This window comes from Komagataeibacter xylinus, from assembly GCF_009834365.1.
Lineage (GTDB): Bacteria > Pseudomonadota > Alphaproteobacteria > Acetobacterales > Acetobacteraceae > Komagataeibacter > Komagataeibacter xylinus_D.
On record NZ_CP041349.1, the window covers coordinates 82865 to 100791 of the forward strand.

The following is a 17927-nucleotide window of genomic DNA, read 5'->3' on the forward strand; positions in this document are numbered from 1 at the left end:
TCGGATCGTTAATGCGTGCGATGATCCCGAACGGTAGTGGAGCTATCGTTAATGTCGGATCCTACGCATGCTTTCAGACATTTCCATCGATCGCAGCGTATGCCGCATCGAAGGGTGCCCTTGCCCAGTTCACCCGGACACTCGCAGTGGAAGCCATTGGTCATGGGATCCGTGTGAATGCAGTGGGCGCGGGAGATACCGTAACCAATATTCTCAATCATATTCATGCAGACGGCCCATCAGCCCTTGCGGATTATGGCAAACACGCTCCTATCGGACGGGCTGCTCAACCAGAGGAGATCGCCAGGGTGATTGCCTTTCTCGCATCCGACGAGGCCAGCTTCATGGTCGGGTCGATCGCAATGGCAGATGGTGGGAAAAGCGTAATCCTTCCTGCCTGATCAGATCATTTTCATTTCCGGTCCTATTTTTGCTCGTCATGGCTATGTCTGCCTTGCGGAACGGGCTGTGAACGAGCGATGGTTGTGGCGCTGCCATGACGTCTCTGTCCCATAATGCTTCCTTCCACTCACGTGAAAATATCACACCATCAAATGCCAGGACTAAATAGGTTGGTAGTCGGAGCTAGAAACCCGCAATACCGCCGAGCGTCCCGGGTTCTATCCGCACATCCGCAGCGGGGGCGTGGCGGCCAGCAGGATGTCGAACATCGGCTGTGCCTCGGGGCCGGTTTTCTCGCCTTTGTGGGCCAAGGTGGCCTATCGCATCGCGGCGACAGCGGCAACGTCCTGGGGCAGAAGAGGCTGGATGATCGTCATGAACCATCTCCCTGACTGGTGCGTGGGGTCGGCGTTCAGCCGTTCGCCCACTGGGTGGCGGCGTCCTTTGCGAACGCGGCATAAGAGCGCGGAGCACGACCAAGCAACTTCGTCAGGTGCGCGATGTCGCCTGCCGTCGCGACCGCCCCATCGGTCTGGTAACGGGCGAACATCAGGCGCAGATCGAGGGCGTGCCAGGCCGGCAGCATGGTCTTCATGCGTTGTTCCATCACACCGAGATCATCGCCGCCGTAGCGGATGGAGCGGCCGAGCGCCGCGCTCCAGATGGCGGCGATACCTTCGCCGGTCAGGCCATCCGGACCGACCAGCGCATAGGTCTCGCGGCCGAGCGGTGCCACGGCCTGCTCCCGGCGAACCAGTTCGATCGCGGCGGCCTCGCCGATGTCGCGGATATCGACCATCGAAACGCCCCTTGCGCCGATCGGCGCGCCGTACGCACCGAATTTCAGCAGAGGATCCTTCTGGCGCAGGTCATTCTGGATGAAATAGGCCGGGCGCAGGATAGTCGTAGGCAGGTCGAGCGCTTCGATCATCCGCTCGACCGTGAATTTGCCGGCGAAATGCGGCACGTCGGCGTAGGCCTCGCCCATGAATACCGACAGATAGACGATGCCCTTGACGCCGGCCTCGCGCGCGACCGTCAGGGCCAGCATGGCCTGGGTCAGTTCGTCGGCGACGTTCGGGACCAACAGGAACAACGTGCTGACGTCTTTGAGCGCCGCGCGCATCGCATCCACATCCGCAAGATCGCCGCGAACCGGTGTCACGCCGGAGGGAAGCTGAGCTTTCTCGGGCGAGCGGGTCAGGGCGCGGACCTCGATATTCCGCCCCTCTAGATGGGCCAGGACCTGGGACCCGATGGTCCCCGTGCTGCCAGTCACCAGAATAGTCATTGTGAACACTCCTGAAAATATTGTGTCTCGAAGAGAAAGATATCCGTTCCAATCGAGAATATGAGACGGCATTTTTGAGATGACGTGTCTCAATATCGGAACAGCGCGATGAACCTCGAAGCCCTCTCCGCCTTCAATCTGGTCGCTGCCCATGGCGGCTTCGGCCGCGCCAGCCGTGTGACCGGCCGACCGAAGGCGACGCTGTCGCGCCGGGTCGCCGAACTCGAACTGAGCCTCGGCGTCAGACTGATCGAGCGAGGATCCAAAAGCCTGCGATTGACCGACGAAGGGCGCGCTCTCCACGAGCGTACGGACGGGCTTCTGTCGGAAATCGTGGAAGCCGGCGAGGCTGTCGTCCTGGGTGCGTCGACCCCGAGGGGCAGATTGCGGGTCAGCGCGCCGGTGGTCTTCGCCCATGTCGCACTTCCCCAGATCGCCGCCCGTTTTGCTCTCGCCTATCCCGAAGTCCAGCTTGAGATCTCCGCCGAGGATCGCAAGGTCGATCCGATCGAAGACGGCTACGACCTGGTGATCCGCATCGACCCCTCGCCGGATGAAATGCTTGTCGGCCGCCGTTTCCTCACCGATGAACGTTTGATCGTAGCGCCGACAGACATGAAGCGGCCCATCCCGACGACGGACGGCGCGGTGTGTCCCGTCAAGGCCGTCCTGCTGAGCGCTGCTCCCTCAACCATCATCTGGCGTATGAGTTCCCGAACGGCCCCCGAGAGCGTCCTCGCGCCGGAACCGGTCATACGCTTCTCGTCACTCCTGATGGTGCGCGATGCCGTGCTGGCAGGCGCGGGCGCGGCTCTGCTGCCGAAGCTTCTCGTCGCGGACGATGTCGAAGCTGGCCGACTGGCCTGCTGGGGAACCCACACCGGTCCATCGGTTGAAATCTGGGCGCTCCAAAGCTCGCGCCGTCTCATCGGCGCCAAGGTCCGTGCTTTCTTGGATGTGGTCGAAAAGGCGTTCCCAGAGAAGATTTTCGTCCCGCCGATCTGAGTGAGGGCTGGATCGCTGTAAAAGCTATGCCGCCAATCCGCCCGAAAGCTAGATCCGGACCGAGGTGCCGGACTTGCGAATCGTGTGACGCGCTCTGGCAGGCCGTGCAGTTCCATCCGGATGAAATCGAAAACCGCGGCCGGGCGATTGCCGAAGGTGTGTGGATTGCCGTGAAGGCGTGGGAGCGGAGCTCCTGCCGGCATCGTCCGGGTTGTGTCGCCTGCTGGCCTGCGGACTGTGAGATGGAGGAGACCGTTCATGTCGGACGACAACGCTCTGGCTACGCTGCGCATGCCCGGGAAAAGGCGTGTGACAATCGCCGGACGGTAGAGACACGGGTCATGGATGTGGAAATCCATTCAGTGCTGGAAGAAGCTGCCGTTACGATCATGCTGCATGCGGATCCGCTGGAGCAGGAGGCACAGGCGCAGGGCGGTCTGCAGGAGAGGCGGATGGAACGGGAGCGCCAGGAGCTTGCAATAGTCAACGGGCGTATCCAGTCAGTGATGACGGCAATTGAAGACGGGCTCTATACGCCTGCGCTGAAGACGCGTATGCAGCAACTCGAAGACCCGGCGGCCCGGCTGCGGGCCAGCCTGCAGATTGCCGGCACCCACCAGCGTGCGGTTCTGACGGCTCCACGCCGCTTCACGACACAGGCCCGCAAGCCGATCGCCGCGCTGAGGGAAAGGGATGATACGGAAACCGTGCTGAAGCTGCGGCGGATGATCGGGCCAGTTGCCATGACACCGGCAGCCGGACAGTCGGGGTTACGTTTCACGTTGCGGACCCGCAGGGTATGCGAGGGGTGAAGTGAAAAGGTTCGACCAGCAAGGGCGGTCAGGCGAAGGTTCCTTCCGCAAGGCTGTGGGCAAGCCGGACGACCAGTGCGTCCCTGCCATCGCGAAGCGCTTCCAAGGCTGTCTGACCGGCAAGTTCGGGATGAGACTGCATCAGAAAGCGGTAAATGGTCCATCCGCTATCGCCCAGCGCGTCGAAAAGCGCGGGCAGGACACGGAAGGGCTGTCCCGTCGCGCTGATCTGCCAAGCCGGATAGCGCGATCCCCGTGGTGAGGGGCCTGGCAGAATGAGGACAGCATGGGCCTGTTCCAGATCACGCAGGTCTGAGACGGTCACGCCAAGGCGGTGGGTAAAAACCTCCCCCGTCAGCATGTCCGGACCAGCAAGAATGGTGGCTGCTAGGTGGCGCCCCCGTTCTTCTGCGCGGGCGAAAGCCTCACTCCATGTTCGTGGCCTGTCTGTCAAGAATGCTGTCTTTTTATCTTTACGGGAGAGAGGAGAGCGATTCCATCATGGGGCAGGCGGAAGAGCCACTGTATCACCCGTCCGGATTGTATGCATGTGGCGGGGAGGGGCCCGAAAGTACGGGACACCTTCGTTTAAACGGGATATACGTGATGCATATCCATGGGGAGGAATAGCCGATGCTGACCCGTACGACACTCTTTATGTCCAACCGCTCGCAGGCAGTGCGCCTGCCGAAGATGGTCGCCTTCGGGGAGCAGGTGCGTGACGTCGTCATCGTGTCCGAAGGTTCACGGCGGATCATCGCACCGGCCGATGCAGCGTGGGATGATTTCTTTGCGGCTCCCGGGGTGGATCTGGGGGAGCGAAACCAGCCGACCATGCAGGAACGCGAGGCGCTCTGAATGCTGCGTTATCTGCTGGATACGAATCTCTGTATCCGGGTGTTGCGGGATCGACCACAAGGGCTGCGTCCGAGATTCAACAGCTGTGCGGAGGAACTCTGCATCTCGGACGTGGTTCTGTATGAACTGCTTTATGGCGCGGAGCGCTCGTCTGATCCTGTGCGCACCAGACGCGAGGTTGAGCACTTCGCGGCAAGGCTGGCAGTCCTGCCATTCGATAGTGAAGCGGCTGCCCATACAGCGGATATTCGGGCTGCTCTTGAACGGAATGGCCGTATCATAGGTCCATATGATCTCATGATTGCCGGGCATGCCCGAAGCAGGGGGCTGATTGTCGTGACGGGGAACCTTCGGGAATTCCAGCGGGTAGAGGGGCTTCGAACGGAGGGCTGGCTTACTGGCACGGTCTGATTGGGAAAGGCGTGGTGATGCTTGGCCCGATAGCAAAGGCAACAGGGGGGAATAGGCTAAGCGGCGGCACACGCGCAACAGTGACCTTCTCGAAGTCCGGGTTACTGTTCGGCTGCTCCGCCTGGGCAAAGCTGCAGCCGGTCGATCAGCTAGCGGCTACCCGAACCGGCGGTTCAGTTGTTAGATAAACTATTGTTACGGGCTATCGGCGCGCCCGCGAGCGATCCCGTCGACGTGGTGTTCGACCAGCCGACCGCTTTCGATATCGGCCCCCATAGCGTGGAATGGCATCTAAGACGGTGATGATGCCCGCATGGTGTAGAGAGCATTGCCTAGCTGCCCCGATCAGTGCCGACTGATGGTTTGCATGAGTGTCCGGTATTTCAAATTGCGATCTGCTACCGGACATTCCGCTCTCCCCGCATAGCTACCCGTCTGAAATGCGAGGATCTTCGTTTGTAATGGTAAGACCGAAAATTGAGTACCAGTGCGGGGTCAATCGGCAATCAATACACGCGGTGTTCCGTAGCTCGGATCTCGTTAGGGCCGCGTCCGAGCCGTGTCATCCCCTACCTCTTCTCAAGGTTGGCCGATTACCCGCCTGAAAGTCGAGACCTGCAATCGCCAGGACTACCCAATTCTGGCGAAACGGCCGGATTTGATAACCGCCCCAAAAAACGAAGTTTTGCGAATTGCTCGTTCTCGACCTGTTCGTTCGGTGCGTTTTTTTACCTACTCTTTAATGAGCGGTAATTTATATGCCCTTTGGCATAAAAGTATTACGCATCATTGCCATATATTCGGTTTCTCCCTTTTCCCAGCGTGCGGTGACAAGGGGTTTGATGTCGTCCGTTGGTAGGTAGCGGAGTTGATCTGTCCCGTCGGTTACGGCAGTGAAGATGGTTTCCGTAACCTTGGTAACCGCATCCTTGTCCGCTCCCTTGATAAAGCCAGAGAACAGATCCGCTGTTGCCTTGCAGAAAGCCGCGTAATCTTCCGGAACAGGATTGAAGCCTGTTTCTGCGGCGCTCCGGGCGGGGAAATTCGTCGCGGGCACCGCACCTGGTTCAACGATCTTGACGGTGACGCCTACAGCAGCCAGTTCATACTGAATGGCTTCGGAGAAGCCCTCAAGTGCGAATTTGGAGGCGTTATAAGGCGATCCGGTCGGCAGGCCGAATATCCCCATCCCGGATGAAATGTTGACGATCATGCCCGCCTTCTTTTCCCGGAAATGCGGAAGGATCGCCCGGATAACTTCCATTGGGCCGAAGACATTCACGTCGAACTGTTCCCGCATTTTTTCCAGCGGGACCGCCTCGAAAATATTATAAACACCGAAGCCAGCATTGTTCACGATGGCATCGATCCCTCCAAAGCGGCCGATACCCTCGGCAATCGACGCAACGATGCTTGCGTGATCCTGAACATCCAGGCGATTGACGAGGACATTGGGCAGTTCTGCCAGTTCCTTCCCCGCTTCCGGATGGCGCATGGTCGCCACGACATTCCAGCCGCGTTTCGCGAACAGGTGAGCCGCGGCTTTTCCAAAGCCGGAAGAGCACCCTGTGATCAGAATAGTCTTGGACATGATTTTTTTTCCTATCGTGAAGCAATAATTGACGCGCAGAAGAAGAACCGGCTCAGGCAGGGAACTTCACACTCGTCATCAGTTCGCTGAGGGACCAGAGCTGGGCGGCCGCAGCAGGATCAATCGCATAGGGGGCAACGCCCTTGTCGCGTCCTTCAGTGTGATTTTCGGAAATTGAAAACTGATCTGACTGTTCCTTCATCAACGGTGCAATATCGCAGTCAACGCAGAATACGCCTCCCATCTCGGCAAGGCGGGAACTGGTCGCGCACCAGACCTGCGTCGCACCCCCCATTGGAACGGATTTGACATCCCGCGCGGGATCAATGTTGGGATTGCCATATTCATCAATCACGCCCACAGCCTTTAATGCTTCGACCGGTACATGCTTTTCGAGGCCTGTCCCCGGTATTCCTCCCGGATGGAGCGAAAAAGCCCGGACATCATCGGTCTTGCCACGAGCATCGAGTTCAACAGCGAACAGGATATTTGCCGTCTTGGATTGCCCGTAAGCAGCCCAGGGATCGTAAGGACGGTCACGGAAATTGATGTCATCGAAGACGAGCGGCGAGAAACGGTGTCCCATGGACGACACGGAGATGACGCGGGCACCGGCCGTCTGCTTCAGGGCAGGCCAGAGACGGGCCGTAAGCTGGAAGTGACCAAGATGATTGGTCGCGAATTGCAGCTCATAGCCCCGTGCATCGAGCGTGAGGTCAGGTAGCGCCATGATGCCGGCGCTATTGACCAGCATGTCAAGGGGAAGACCGGTTGAGAGGAAACGAGCGGCAAATGCATCGATGGAAGCCGGATCGAGAAGATCCATAGGCTCAATTTCAACACTGCTCAGGCCCTCAAGCGCCAATTTCGCCCGTTCGACGTCACGTGCCGGGACGATGACGCGGGCTCCTGCGGAGAGCAGCGCCCGCGCGGTCTCTCGGCCAAGGCCAGAATAGCCGCCGGTGACGATCGCGACTTTACCCACGAGATCTGATCCCCGGATGACATGCGAGGTGGTCGAAGAGGCTGTGAAGCCGGAATGGATCGGGGTCTGTGGCGTAGTCATAAACCTGTCTCCTGCTGACAGCCCTTGACTGTAGAGCGTCATGCCCGAACGCAGAATGCTTGATCGTGCATGATACATGCGTGATAGTTCAGTTATGTCACTTGATCCTGTTTCTTCGATCCTTGCGCTTGCCGAAACACGCGCTTCAACAGCGGGCGGATTCGTCACAGGCGGAGTCTGGGCGCTCGCGTTTCCCCCGCCTTCGAAGATCAAGTTTTTTACGATTGTGAGGGGGAAAGCGTTCCTGCGCGTTGAAGGAAGTGAAAAGGTCGTTTCGCTTCAGGCCGGGGACGTTGTTCTCCTGTCAGCGCCGAAATCATTTGTGCTCGGTACAGACCTGACACGACAACCATTGGATGCGCTGGAAGTTTTCCCCATCGGCGCCCCGACCGTGGTTCAGATCGGAGAAGGCGACGACTTCTTTCTCATGGGGGGCACGTCGATCTTGACGCCGTCAGTGGACGCATTCTTCTGGACAGTCTGCCTTCATTGATCCGTCTTCAGGCAGGCGGCCGGGAAGCAGAAAAACTGCAATGGCTGATCGGCCAGCTCGTAGAGGAATTCCGGGGTCATGAGGCCGGATCGGGCTTTGCGTGTTCTGGCCTTGCCCAACTTATGTTTTTACAGATCCTGCGTGGCTATCTTTCGCGGTCGGAAAACAGCGGTGCCGGATGGCTCCGTGCAATAAGCGATTTGCGTATCGCACGGGCGCTGGCACTTATTCATGACGATCCTGCCCGGGAATGGCACCTGCCGGATCTTGCGAAAGCGGCCGGAATGTCCCGCACAGCCTTTGCAACCCGGTTTCGAGAAATAGCGGGTGTCACACCCCTGGCCTACGTGACCCAGTGGCGTATGCACCTTGCGGAGCGTGCGCTCCGTGACGGAGAAAAGACGATTGCAATGATTGCACAATCGGTCGGCTACGCATCTGAAGCGGCCTTCAGCAACGCCTTCAAGCGGGTAATGGGTGCCTCTCCGACGCGATTCCGCACCCATCAGAGGCAAGAACTGACCGAGACCCGCAAGGGAGAGCCAGTCGGCAGGGACTACGTTCCCTTGCTGGCATAACGGTCGTGAACGGCAATCCGGTCGCCTCGCATCATGCCTGCCCCACCACACTGCCGTCCTCAGGCGCTCAGTGGATCAGATGACGATTTTTTTCGTCAAAGTTTTTCGGCAATGCGAATTGTGTGCGTCAGTTCTCTCAGTCCAGATGGAGGATGCCGCCGACTTGAATAATAGATCGCGAATGGTGCGCCCATTGACGCCCAGTCAGGGAGGACAATTTCCAATGTGCCTGCTGCGATCTCCGCTTCGATACGCCTCTCCAGGCAATAGACCAGCCCTAGCCCGCGTCGGGCAGCTTCCAAAGCCATCTGTGTATCGTTGAGACGTAACGGACCAGAGCCCTCGATCCGGATCATCTCGTCACCGTTACCGAATTCCCAGGGGTAGGTGGAATTATCGCCAATCCGCATCTGAATGCACTGATGCTGATATATATCCGAGGGTTTCAGAGGGCGTCCGTGACGGTTCAGATACTCGGGAGCGCCAGCGACGACCCAGCGCAGCGGTTTGGTGAGAGGTATGGCGATCATATCCTGCGGCACACGGTCCAGGAATCTGATGCCGGCATCATATCCGCTTTCCACGATATCAGTGAGACGATCATCTACTGTGATGTCGAGATGGATGAGCGGGAAACGAGCAAAAAAATCCTCCCACACAGATGCTAGCAGTAACTGCCCCGCATCTTTCGAAACATTAAGACGAAGGCGCCCTGTTGGCTCTGTACGTTGTCCTTCGAGCGCTGATAATCCGCCGGCAATAGCCTCGAACCCAACGTGCAAGGCTTTCGACAGATCGTCACCTGCTGCCGTAAGCGCTACCGAGCGACTGGTCCGATGCAGGAGCCTCACACCAAGCCGGCTTTCCAGGCGACGCATCGCATGGCTTACCGCGGAAGTCGTCAGGTTCAGGTCAACGGCAGCCAGGCGGAAACTGCCGCAACGCGCAATAGCCAGAAATACATTCAGATCAGCGAGATCGGAGCGATCGACGTGACGCAAAAGATGATCCTGTTTCAATGTTACGTTGAATTGAGATCATCGTAAGGCCCTTTCGACGAGCAGGGAAAGTACCTAACTTTTGTGTGCACCAGTCGGGTGTTGGCGAACGGCTGTGTAGATAGCTGACAATAATTGACTGTAAGACAGAAGGAATTTTCAATCATGACATGGACACCGTCATCGCAGCGTTATGAACAGGCAACCTTCCGGCGGTGTGGTCGCTCAGGCTTGGATCTGCCACCGATTTCGCTCGGGCTGTGGCACAATTTCGGGGGGAGGATGTCTTCGAGACTGGTCGGGCGACGATCAGGCGGGCATTTGATCGTGGTGTGACCCATTTTGATCTGGCTAACAATTACGGCCCCCCTCCTGGTTCTGCTGAGGAAAATTTTGGTCGCATCGTGGAACTGGATTTTCAGAGTCACCGTGACGAAATGATCATCTCATCGAAGGCCGGGTGGGATATGTGGCCGGGACCATACGGCAATGGCGGATCACGCAAATATCTTCTGGCCTCACTGGACCAGAGCCTCATGCGTATGAAGCTGGATTACGTTGATATCTTCTATTCACATCGCCCTACTCCGGATGTGCCACTGGAAGAGACGATGGGCGCGTTGATTCACATGCACCGTCAGGGCAAGGCATTATATATCGGTATCTCGTCTTATGGACCAAAAAGAACCCGCGAAGCTGCCCGGATACTTCAGGAGGCCGGTGTCCCTTTGCTGATCCATCAGCCATCCTATTCAATGCTGAACCGGTGGATCGAAACGGAGCTTCTGGATACGCTGGATGAACTGGGCACGGGTTGCATCGCTTTTTCACCATTGGCGCAAGGATTGCTGACCGGAAAATACCTCAACGGTGTTCCGGAAGCGTCCCGTGCGGCGGCGGGTGGCTCGTTTAGCCGCGATATGCTGAGCGAAGAAAACCTCAACCATATCCGTGCCCTCAACGATATTGCCCGTAGCCGTGGCCAGTCATTGGCGCAGATGGCGATTGCATGGGTCCTACGCGATCCCCGCGTTACGTCTGCGCTGGTCGGCGCGCGAAATACCAAACAGCTTGATGACTCACTTGATGCACTGAAGAATCTTACCTTTGATGCGGAAGAGCTGCACACGATTGATCGTTATGCTCGTGAGGGAAATATTGATCTTTGGCGTGGTTTGTCTGACTGATGTCTTTATAGGCGCTCGCTGCGGATCGCACGATTTGTGAGACAGAACATTAATAAAAACGACCGTTTATCAATCGACTATGTCATGCAGCGAGCCTCTCTACGAACCCACTGACAAGCAGCAGTTTTCTTTGGTTGCAGGCCCCCGCAACCAGAAATGCCCTAAAAACCCCGCTAAATTCCTGACTTGGCAGGTTTTTTTGTTACACTCCCCACAACACGCCTATCGAATATCCTATCATTTCAATAGTTTGGCTTCGATAGGTTTAAATCGGGGTGCCTGACACCCGCAACCACCTGTCCTGTACGTGGGTTTGACGAGCGTGCTCCGGCGTACCGGGGTGGAGGAGAAAAGGGAAGGGGCTCAGCTGAGGGCATGCTGCTACCCCGAAATGAAAGCCACCTCGGGATGACGGCTGGGTCGTCACTTCTCAGCACCCAAATCGGTCAAAGCCGCTGCCGCTGGATCGCTCTAAATATATAAATAGTGGATCTGATCGAGAACTTCTTCTGTAATCTCAAGGAATGCAAACGCATCGCGATGTGCGCCGACAAAATGGACTGATCCGGCGCCGTCCTAGCACTACAGTTGCAGTTTGTTTTGTTCGTTAATTGTTCATGGCTTCCATACTTTTCAGAAGGCTCGAATTTCAGGCGATCTACGGCGAGAAAAACCGTAATTTTGTCGTTTTTCTGGATCGGAAAATAGACTGCAACTGTAGTGCTAGGCTCAGGACCTATTAATTTATTGAACTGAGTGGGGCATGGTGATTCACAGGCTTACCGATGCAGTTGAGGCTGTGAGTGACATGTTTTTGCTGTCCGAGAGCCAGATGGAACGGATCAGGCCATTTTTCCCTCTGGCTCATGGGGCTCCACGTGTGGATGACCGTCGTGTTCTGAGCGGGATTGTTTACGTGGTCCGCAACGGTCTTCAGTGGAAAGATGCCCCGAAAGCGTATGGTCCGCAAAAGATCTTAGAGTATCCGTTGTGGTCAAGCGGCTTTTGGCGTCCAAAGCCGATCTTTGTGAAGCAGGGCGTTTGCGAGGACAACGAGCTTTCGCATGATGGCGCCCATGGCGACGAAGATCATGGCCTGTGACACGGCGACGCGGCGCTCGTAATCACGCACGAGCCGGCGCCAGCGGGTCATCCAGCCAAAGGTCCTCTCGACCACCCAGCATCGCGGCAACACCTCGAAGCCCTTTGCTCCGTCACGGCGGCGGATAATCTCGACGATGAAATCCAGATAAATCGACTTGTCCATCAACTTCAGGCAGTCATAGGCGCCATCGGCGAACAGATGCTTTACCCACGGCCAACGCTTGCGGATCGCATCCAGGATCATCTGAGCGCCGGCACTGTCGGAGATGTCGGCCGGAGTCAGGTTGACCATCAGGAGGCGCCCGTCCGTATCGACGACGATATGCCACTTGCGCCCGACGACTTTTTTACCGGCATCGTAACCCCTTGTCCTCGCATGAGGCGCTTTGATGCTCTGGCTGTCGATCACCGCCGCTGTCGGACTAGCCTCGCGGCCTGCCTGCTCCCGGTCAGGCATCAGTTCAACGTCATGGATAGTCTGGAACAGGAACCGTCGCGCCAGTTCCCGGAACCAGCCATAGACCGTGCGCCAGTGCCCGAAGTGGATCGGCAGCATCCACCAACCGCAGCCTGAACGAACGAGATTGCGCACCGCGTTGATCACCTCACGGAATTCAACCTCCCGTGGGCGGCCACGACGCCCAAGACTTGGCATCAATGGCGCGATCCGCTCCCATTCATCGTCCGTCATGTCAGACGGGTAGCGTTTCGTCTTGCTGATAATCCCGGCCATCCGGCCCCTCTGCTCTGGCGTCCACATCCAGAGCTTGAATCGCATCAGACCGATTTTCCAAACCGGCTCTTATACAACCGCTTGATCCGGTGGAGCCGCCTGGGTGTCTTTGACCGGATCTTTGTCGCCTTGACAGAACAGGCTGGCCGTTCGAAGCGCCTGGTGATCGATGCGACACATCTGAAAGCACACCGGACAGCAGCCTCCCTGCTTAAAAAGGGGTTTTTCCCCGCGATATCGGACGCACGAAACGCGGCCTGAACTCAAAACTCCATGCCGTGCGCGATGGTCAGGGCCGACCGATCCGGTTTCATCTGACTGCTGGACAGGTCAGTGACTTCAAAGGGATAGATGTTCTTCTGGCGCACCTGCCGGTAGGAACAGAAGAGGTCGTCGGGGATCGGGTTTATGACAGCAACCGGATCAGACGATTTCTTGTCGAACGAAACATTACCGCCTGCATTCCACCGAGGAAGAACCAGAAATCAAAGCCATCTTACAACTGGAACCTTTATAAAAAGCGCCACCTTATCGAAAACATGTTCGCAAAGCTGAAAGCCTGGTGACGTATAGCGACCAGATACGACCGCTGCGCTCACACGTTCATGTCCGCAATCCAGATCGCAGCAAGTTTCATCTTCTATCTCAAAGAATGAGTATCCGTCTTGGTCAAGTGTGGCGTGGTTCCCATAACCTGTCATTGCGTAACAGGACATTCGCCAGAATGACGAGACGCCGCATGAGAGCGGTCAGAGCCACTTTTGCGTGCTTTCCCTTATCCGTCAGACTAAGATAAATGCTTCGAAGGTCAGGGTTATGCCGCATGGCAACCAGAGCAGGCATGTACAGGGCGTTTCTGACATGAATCCGACCACCCCGAATAAAGCTTTTACCCTGCCACTTTCCTGATTGCCTGGTGACAGGAGCCAGACCTGCGAGCGCAGCAACCTGCCCATTTTCCAGTGTGCCCAGCTCGGGGATATCAGCGATCAGCATCGCAGCCGTGGCCTCTCCAATACCTGGAATACTGACCAGAATGGTGCGTTTTCGAGAGAGGCTCTCGTCTGTCGAGATCAGTTCGCTGATTGCCTGATCGATGGCTGCGATCTGAGCCTCTATCTGACGAAGTCTATAGCGTGTCAGACGTTTTAGGAGACTGAGCTGCAGGTTTTGCTGGCGATTGAGCAGGGCTGTCCTGTCACGGGTCAGATTTCGTCGTCCAGCTGCCAGTTCCTGGAGCGCAGACTGCAGCTCGTTGCAGATCGTAGACGTCCTGGGTTCAAGAAGTGCTCCCATCCTGGCCAGCATCATGGCATCTACCCGATCCGTTTTTGCAAGCTTCCCTGTTGCTTCAGCAAACTTTCTTGCGTGCCGCGGATTGATCCGTGAAAATGGGATGCCGGCCTTGGCCAGATGACTCTCCAGTTGACGATGGAAAGGGCCGGTCGCCTCGAAGACAACATGCACAGCATGTTGCCTGCCAATCCATCGTAGAAGCGTTCTGAGGCCTTTCGTATCGTTGGAAGTCTGGATCAGGTCACCAGATGGATATTGAGCGGCATCAAGGTGATCCTTGGAAACGTCAATGCCAACAACAACGTCATGACTCTCCAGCTTTGAGCATGTCTGTGCCATTTCCCATTGTCCTATGCTTGTCATCCGGGATTTTCTCCCAGGTATCCGTTCAGGCCCGAGGAAAAGAAGAGGCGGTCATACTCATTCGCGGCCCATCATGGCCTATCCTGACTCGACCCGCTCTCTCCAGCAGTCACGAGGTGGCCACCTCCTGACTGCTGCCTTTGTCGCATACAGCGACCCGGATTTCATAAGACAAGTCCTGCGCCTAATTAGAGCATCGATTGTCGAAGCTTCCTTGCCGCTCAAATAAGCTCCTAGCTCCCCTTTGTTCAGTATCTCCCGATAAAATGCGTTGGCATTTCCTGCTTGGTCGAACGCGAGCCCATTCGTGAGCTTTACGGGTTTAGCTGGCATATAACTTCTCCACACAAACCGTCACACCGTGATCGGAAGAGCAATTTCAGGTTGGATAGAGACGAGCGAGGTGTGTTCAGTAAGAATTGTTGAAAACAGATCAGCATGCTTGGGTGCTTCGAGGGTCACGACGAGCGCGTAAGCGATCGGCCGCGCTCGAGTAGTGGGGCCTGCGTCCTGCCTAGCGATATAATGGATATCAAAGACTGGATCGCGAAGGGACTTGCCTAGCAATGATTGCTCCGCATGAAGAACGGTTTCCCACTTACCAGAATCGGAGCGGCGTTCTTGCTCCGACGCGTATTTTCGCAGATTAAAAAATGATCGAGACTCAGCATTTGCCTTCCCGTCCTTGCGCCGATCATCGTTCGGTCGAAAGACCACCTCAAGCCCCGATCTCGTGTAAGCGCCGGAATGGTGTGGGTCGGTTGGTGTCGAATAACAGAAAGTCGCTTTCACCTTCACCTTCCCTGTGAGCCCTTTCTTGGGAATGGGCAGCGGAGCTCTCAAATATTTCCCGGGCCGAAGTTCACCTTGATAGACAACCCGCGCCACGCCATCACCGCAGGTAATCACGTTTGCAAGCTTATCCGAGACGCATCCCCAGCCGACCTCAGCCTGTGGTAAGTTATTTTGCGTGGCACTATGGACGAGAAGCGCCTTGATCGCCAAGACACTAAGGTCCTTGCCCAAAATTGCGCGTATGCCTACGGCACTGCGGAGAAGGTTGGGCGCAGCAAAACTGGTCCCCAGTTGGGGAGAAAGCGATGGACGCTTGCCTGGTGTTAGCGCGTGGAAATACTCTCCCGCGCTACCCCCGAAGGCCACGAGGTCCGGTTTCACAAAGCCTGGGCTTCTGCCTGGTCCAACAGCGCTGTATGGAGCGCGTTCCCAATCTTTCTTGGTCGAATCGGCAGCTCCAACCGCTACAACGTTGACGCAATCGCCTGGAACCTGGACGCGATTAAGCTGAAGCTCCGCATCTTCATTGCCGTTGTTGCCAACGGCCACGGTGACGAAAGTGCGACCGTTACTTAGTCGCTCGTCGATGAGCGACGTCCAGCCATGGGGATCTCCGTCGTCGACGATTTCATCGGGACCGAGGCTCAAGTTTATGAATTCGTACTGTCTCGACAGTAATACTTCGTCGATCAGGCCAAGGGTTCGATAAAGCTGTGCAGGATGTTCCTGATTGATAGCCTCATCGACAACTCGAAGATGGTCGACATAGGAATAAGGACGACCTGCTGAGCCATTGGGCTCAATCGGTCCAAACAGGAAGGCCGAGGTTACCGCGAGGCCATGTTCAGGGCCGTCAGCGTGATCGTTTGCATCAGGATCCATAAGTTCATAGTTGCGCACCCAAGGCCCGATCGCGTGATGATCAGGAAGTCCTCCGTCCAAGATCGCCACTCGGGGTTGTAATGATAGAGGCTGCGCTGTGGGCAAGCTGCAGGTGATTTTTACGCTTCTCAACGGAGCCGGTATGGGTCGCATACTTCTGAGTGCGGGCATCGGCCTGATCACCCTTACGAGCGAGAATGCGCTCAGCTTGTGGATGCCCCCTCGGTTCCCGCGCACTGGCAGGAACCAAAGGTTACCGACGATAAAGCCGAGCTTGTCCATGAGCTCGACACCGGCCTGCTCAGCGAACTTTGCAAAGGCTGATTGAACGTCTTCGGAGTCGACATCGTCAGCAAGAAGATGGACACCGACCTCGTAGACAGCTTCCTTATGCCCGCGAACGACTGCCTTCACTTTGTCTTCGGGATCGGTCGCTGAGAAAGCTTCGATATGGGTGAGATCCCGAGCTGCTTGCTCATCGTCATTTAGAGATATTGCAAGCTTCGGTAGCGAACGAAAATTTTTGCGGCGGCCAGCAACGTAAAGCTCTGTCGTCGGCACTTTCTCTGGCACGCCCTGCCGGGTCCACCGCTTCGGCGTTACGTGCACGGTTCTACTACCGACCGCCTCAAGACCAGCCTCCTTTAGTAGGCTAGAAGGGAAATACGCCCGCGCGATGAAACTCGGATTGATAAGAACCTTTCCGACAGCGATGTCTTTAGGGAACGCCGCGGCAGGTGTCCTGTCGAATACCTCCACAGCCTGCGTAAACTGGGGTACGAGCAATTCCCGAGCTTCATTCAGCGAATATACGCTCGGCTCGGACGGCTTGCGCCGCGGCGGTGGCACCTGACGTGCTAGAAGCTCCCCACGACCGATAAGAAAATTAGTCGCCATGGGTCATGTGCTCCTGTTTCTGATATTTACGGATCGTGTCACGACTGACGCCTGTGATGTCGCTAATTTTATGCTGTGACAGACGCGTTAGGTGTGTCAGCTTTTTCGCGAGATGCTGTCGGGAGACGCGGTCAATTACGGCAGCGTGCCGACGCGCCAAACCTTCGACCAGCTCTTCGATCGACGCTGTCTTAAGCGTTATGGCTTTTCTGAATTGTCGGGCCGTGCGTTCGATGTCGCTAAACGAATAGCCGTCAAGAAGCATCGCGATGGTTGGAAGCCAACGATCAAATTGCTGACCCTCACCCGACATGAGTTTCCTTAACAACTCTTCGACGCGTTGTTTGTCAGGCTGAGGAAACTCCACGGTTTGGTCAAATCGCCGCCAAAGGGCAGGATCTATCAATTCGGCGTGGTTCGTTGCAGCTAGCAGGAGGCTTGTCGATGGCCATGCGTCGATCTCCTGCAGGATCACGGTGACAAGCCGCTTCAATTCGCCAACGTCAGACATGTCGCCGCGACGCTTTGCGATCGCATCGATTTCATCGAGGAGAAGCACGCATGGTATCGACTTTGCATAGTTGAGCACGGCGCGCAGATTGTTACCTGTGCGTCCTAGATAGCTGCTCATGATCGCGGTCAGATCCAGGACGAGAAGCGGCAGGCCGAGTTCTGCTGCAATCCACTTCGCTGTCATCGTCTTGCCAACGCCTGGCGGCCCAACAAAAACAGCCGAGCGTATCGGCTCCAGTCCCAGAGCCTGCAGCTTCTTGCTTTGTCGACGCTCGGCTAACAGCTGCTGGATGGGAAGCCTTACAGCTCCCGATAGAAGCGGCTCGACGGCGCCAGCAGTGTCAATTCGTAGCAACGCTAATTGATCTGCATCGTCACCTTCAGCAGCAACTTCCTGATCCGCTTTCGGTAACGTCTTTTTCCGCATCGGCGATGCCACGGGTGCGGCTTGCAAATATTCGTCAATCTGCCGCGAAAGGTCTGGCACCGACTGGCGATACTTGCGAACCAGCTTAGCCGCAAAGAGCCGCATCCCGTCAATTTCGCTCTTCAGACCGAGGCGAATAGACTGGGCTAGATCTGTCGATATATCTCTAATTTCTCCCATGTCCACGCTAGACGACTGATTTACCATAACTAATTTTTCCACTTG

15 protein-coding genes and 4 pseudogenes are annotated in these 17927 nt (G+C 56.6%); 10 read left to right on the forward strand and 9 right to left on the reverse strand.

Going from position 1 to position 17927, the window contains the following annotated elements; all coding sequences use genetic code 11:
- Positions 1–17: 17 nt before the first annotated feature.
- A pseudogene (locus tag FMA36_RS17235) lies at positions 18–401 on the forward strand (SDR family oxidoreductase); the annotation flags it as partial.
- 413 nt (positions 402–814) lie between these two features.
- On the opposite strand, the gene FMA36_RS17240 reads toward FMA36_RS17235, so the two are convergent.
- The gene (locus tag FMA36_RS17240) at positions 815–1693 is read right to left on the reverse strand and encodes an NmrA/HSCARG family protein (RefSeq protein WP_159264229.1); all 879 of its coding nucleotides are present in this window, start codon (positions 1691–1693) and stop codon (positions 815–817) included.
- 108 nt (positions 1694–1801) lie between these two features.
- Between FMA36_RS17240 and FMA36_RS17245 the strand changes: the two genes are divergently transcribed.
- Together FMA36_RS17245 and FMA36_RS17250 are read left to right on the forward strand one after the other, a co-directional pair.
- The gene (locus FMA36_RS17245; protein WP_159264230.1) at positions 1802–2698 is read left to right on the forward strand and encodes a LysR family transcriptional regulator; all 897 of its coding nucleotides are present in this window, start codon (positions 1802–1804) and stop codon (positions 2696–2698) included.
- 341 nt (positions 2699–3039) lie between these two features.
- A complete protein-coding gene (locus tag FMA36_RS17250; RefSeq protein WP_159264231.1) occupies positions 3040–3510 on the forward strand; it encodes a hypothetical protein in 471 nt (156 codons plus the stop codon).
- A 28-nt stretch (positions 3511–3538) separates the two neighbouring features.
- On the opposite strand, the gene FMA36_RS17255 is transcribed toward FMA36_RS17250, so the two are convergent.
- Positions 3539–3871, reverse strand: a complete 333-nt coding sequence (locus tag FMA36_RS17255; RefSeq protein ID WP_159264232.1) for a hypothetical protein — start codon at positions 3869–3871, stop codon at positions 3539–3541.
- Between the two features lie 272 nt (positions 3872–4143).
- On the opposite strand from FMA36_RS17255, the gene vapB reads away from it, so the two are divergent.
- Entirely contained in the window at positions 4144–4368 is a 225-nt protein-coding gene (vapB, locus tag FMA36_RS17260; protein ID WP_159264233.1) for a type II toxin-antitoxin system VapB family antitoxin, read from the forward strand.
- Positions 4369–4779 (forward strand): type II toxin-antitoxin system tRNA(fMet)-specific endonuclease VapC, encoded by a 411-nt coding sequence (vapC, locus tag FMA36_RS17265; protein WP_159264234.1) that lies wholly within the window; start codon positions 4369–4371, stop codon positions 4777–4779.
- A gap of 754 nt (positions 4780–5533) precedes the next feature.
- Here the strand turns inward: vapC and FMA36_RS17270 are convergent.
- Both FMA36_RS17270 and FMA36_RS17275 read right to left on the reverse strand, forming a co-directional pair.
- The gene (locus FMA36_RS17270) at positions 5534–6370 is read right to left on the reverse strand and encodes an SDR family oxidoreductase (RefSeq protein WP_159264235.1); all 837 of its coding nucleotides are present in this window, start codon (positions 6368–6370) and stop codon (positions 5534–5536) included.
- Between the two features lie 52 nt (positions 6371–6422).
- Positions 6423–7436, reverse strand: a complete 1014-nt coding sequence (locus FMA36_RS17275; protein WP_159264236.1) for an SDR family NAD(P)-dependent oxidoreductase — start codon at positions 7434–7436, stop codon at positions 6423–6425.
- A 94-nt stretch (positions 7437–7530) separates the two neighbouring features.
- Here FMA36_RS17275 and FMA36_RS19845 point away from each other — a divergent pair.
- Both FMA36_RS19845 and FMA36_RS19850 read left to right on the forward strand, forming a co-directional pair.
- A pseudogene (locus FMA36_RS19845) lies at positions 7531–8021 on the forward strand (cupin domain-containing protein); the annotation flags it as partial.
- 192 nt (positions 8022–8213) lie between these two features.
- Positions 8214–8507: a helix-turn-helix transcriptional regulator gene (locus FMA36_RS19850; RefSeq protein ID WP_346766535.1), complete on the forward strand. Its 294-nt coding sequence runs from the start codon at positions 8214–8216 to the stop codon at positions 8505–8507.
- A gap of 95 nt (positions 8508–8602) precedes the next feature.
- Here the strand turns inward: FMA36_RS19850 and FMA36_RS17285 are convergent, their stop codons facing one another.
- Positions 8603–9526 carry a LysR family transcriptional regulator gene (locus tag FMA36_RS17285; RefSeq protein ID WP_159264237.1) on the reverse strand — a complete coding sequence of 308 codons (924 nt, stop codon included), beginning with the start codon at positions 9524–9526 and terminating at the stop codon, positions 8603–8605.
- A 144-nt stretch (positions 9527–9670) separates the two neighbouring features.
- On the opposite strand from FMA36_RS17285, the pseudogene mgrA reads away from it, so the two are divergent.
- Both mgrA and FMA36_RS17295 read left to right on the forward strand, forming a co-directional pair.
- Positions 9671–10692 (forward strand): annotated as a pseudogene (gene mgrA / locus FMA36_RS17290) (L-glyceraldehyde 3-phosphate reductase).
- Between the two features lie 799 nt (positions 10693–11491).
- A pseudogene (locus FMA36_RS17295) lies at positions 11492–11689 on the forward strand (transposase); the annotation flags it as partial.
- On the opposite strand, the gene FMA36_RS17300 reads toward FMA36_RS17295, so the two are convergent.
- Positions 11687–12556 carry an IS5 family transposase gene (locus FMA36_RS17300; protein WP_159264322.1) on the reverse strand — a complete coding sequence of 290 codons (870 nt, stop codon included), beginning with the start codon at positions 12554–12556 and terminating at the stop codon, positions 11687–11689. The pseudogene FMA36_RS17295 and the gene FMA36_RS17300 sit on opposite strands and share 3 nt — an antisense overlap.
- 230 nt (positions 12557–12786) lie before the next feature.
- Between FMA36_RS17300 and FMA36_RS19600 the strand changes: the two genes are divergently transcribed.
- Positions 12787–13095 (forward strand): transposase, encoded by a 309-nt coding sequence (locus tag FMA36_RS19600; RefSeq protein WP_408885665.1) that lies wholly within the window; start codon positions 12787–12789, stop codon positions 13093–13095.
- A gap of 103 nt (positions 13096–13198) precedes the next feature.
- On the opposite strand, the gene FMA36_RS17310 is transcribed toward FMA36_RS19600, so the two are convergent.
- The 3 genes from FMA36_RS17310 to FMA36_RS17320 form a co-directional block, all read right to left on the reverse strand.
- Complete coding sequence (locus tag FMA36_RS17310) at positions 13199–14164, reverse strand: IS110 family RNA-guided transposase (protein ID WP_167518068.1); 966 nt, start codon at positions 14162–14164, stop codon at positions 13199–13201.
- Between the two features lie 378 nt (positions 14165–14542).
- Complete coding sequence (locus FMA36_RS17315) at positions 14543–16762, reverse strand: S8 family peptidase (protein ID WP_159264240.1); 2220 nt, start codon at positions 16760–16762, stop codon at positions 14543–14545.
- Positions 16752–17909, reverse strand: a complete 1158-nt coding sequence (locus tag FMA36_RS17320) for an AAA family ATPase (RefSeq protein WP_240906620.1) — start codon at positions 17907–17909, stop codon at positions 16752–16754. Before FMA36_RS17320 ends, FMA36_RS17315 begins: the two co-directional genes overlap by 11 nt.
- Positions 17910–17927: the final 18 nt, after the last annotated feature.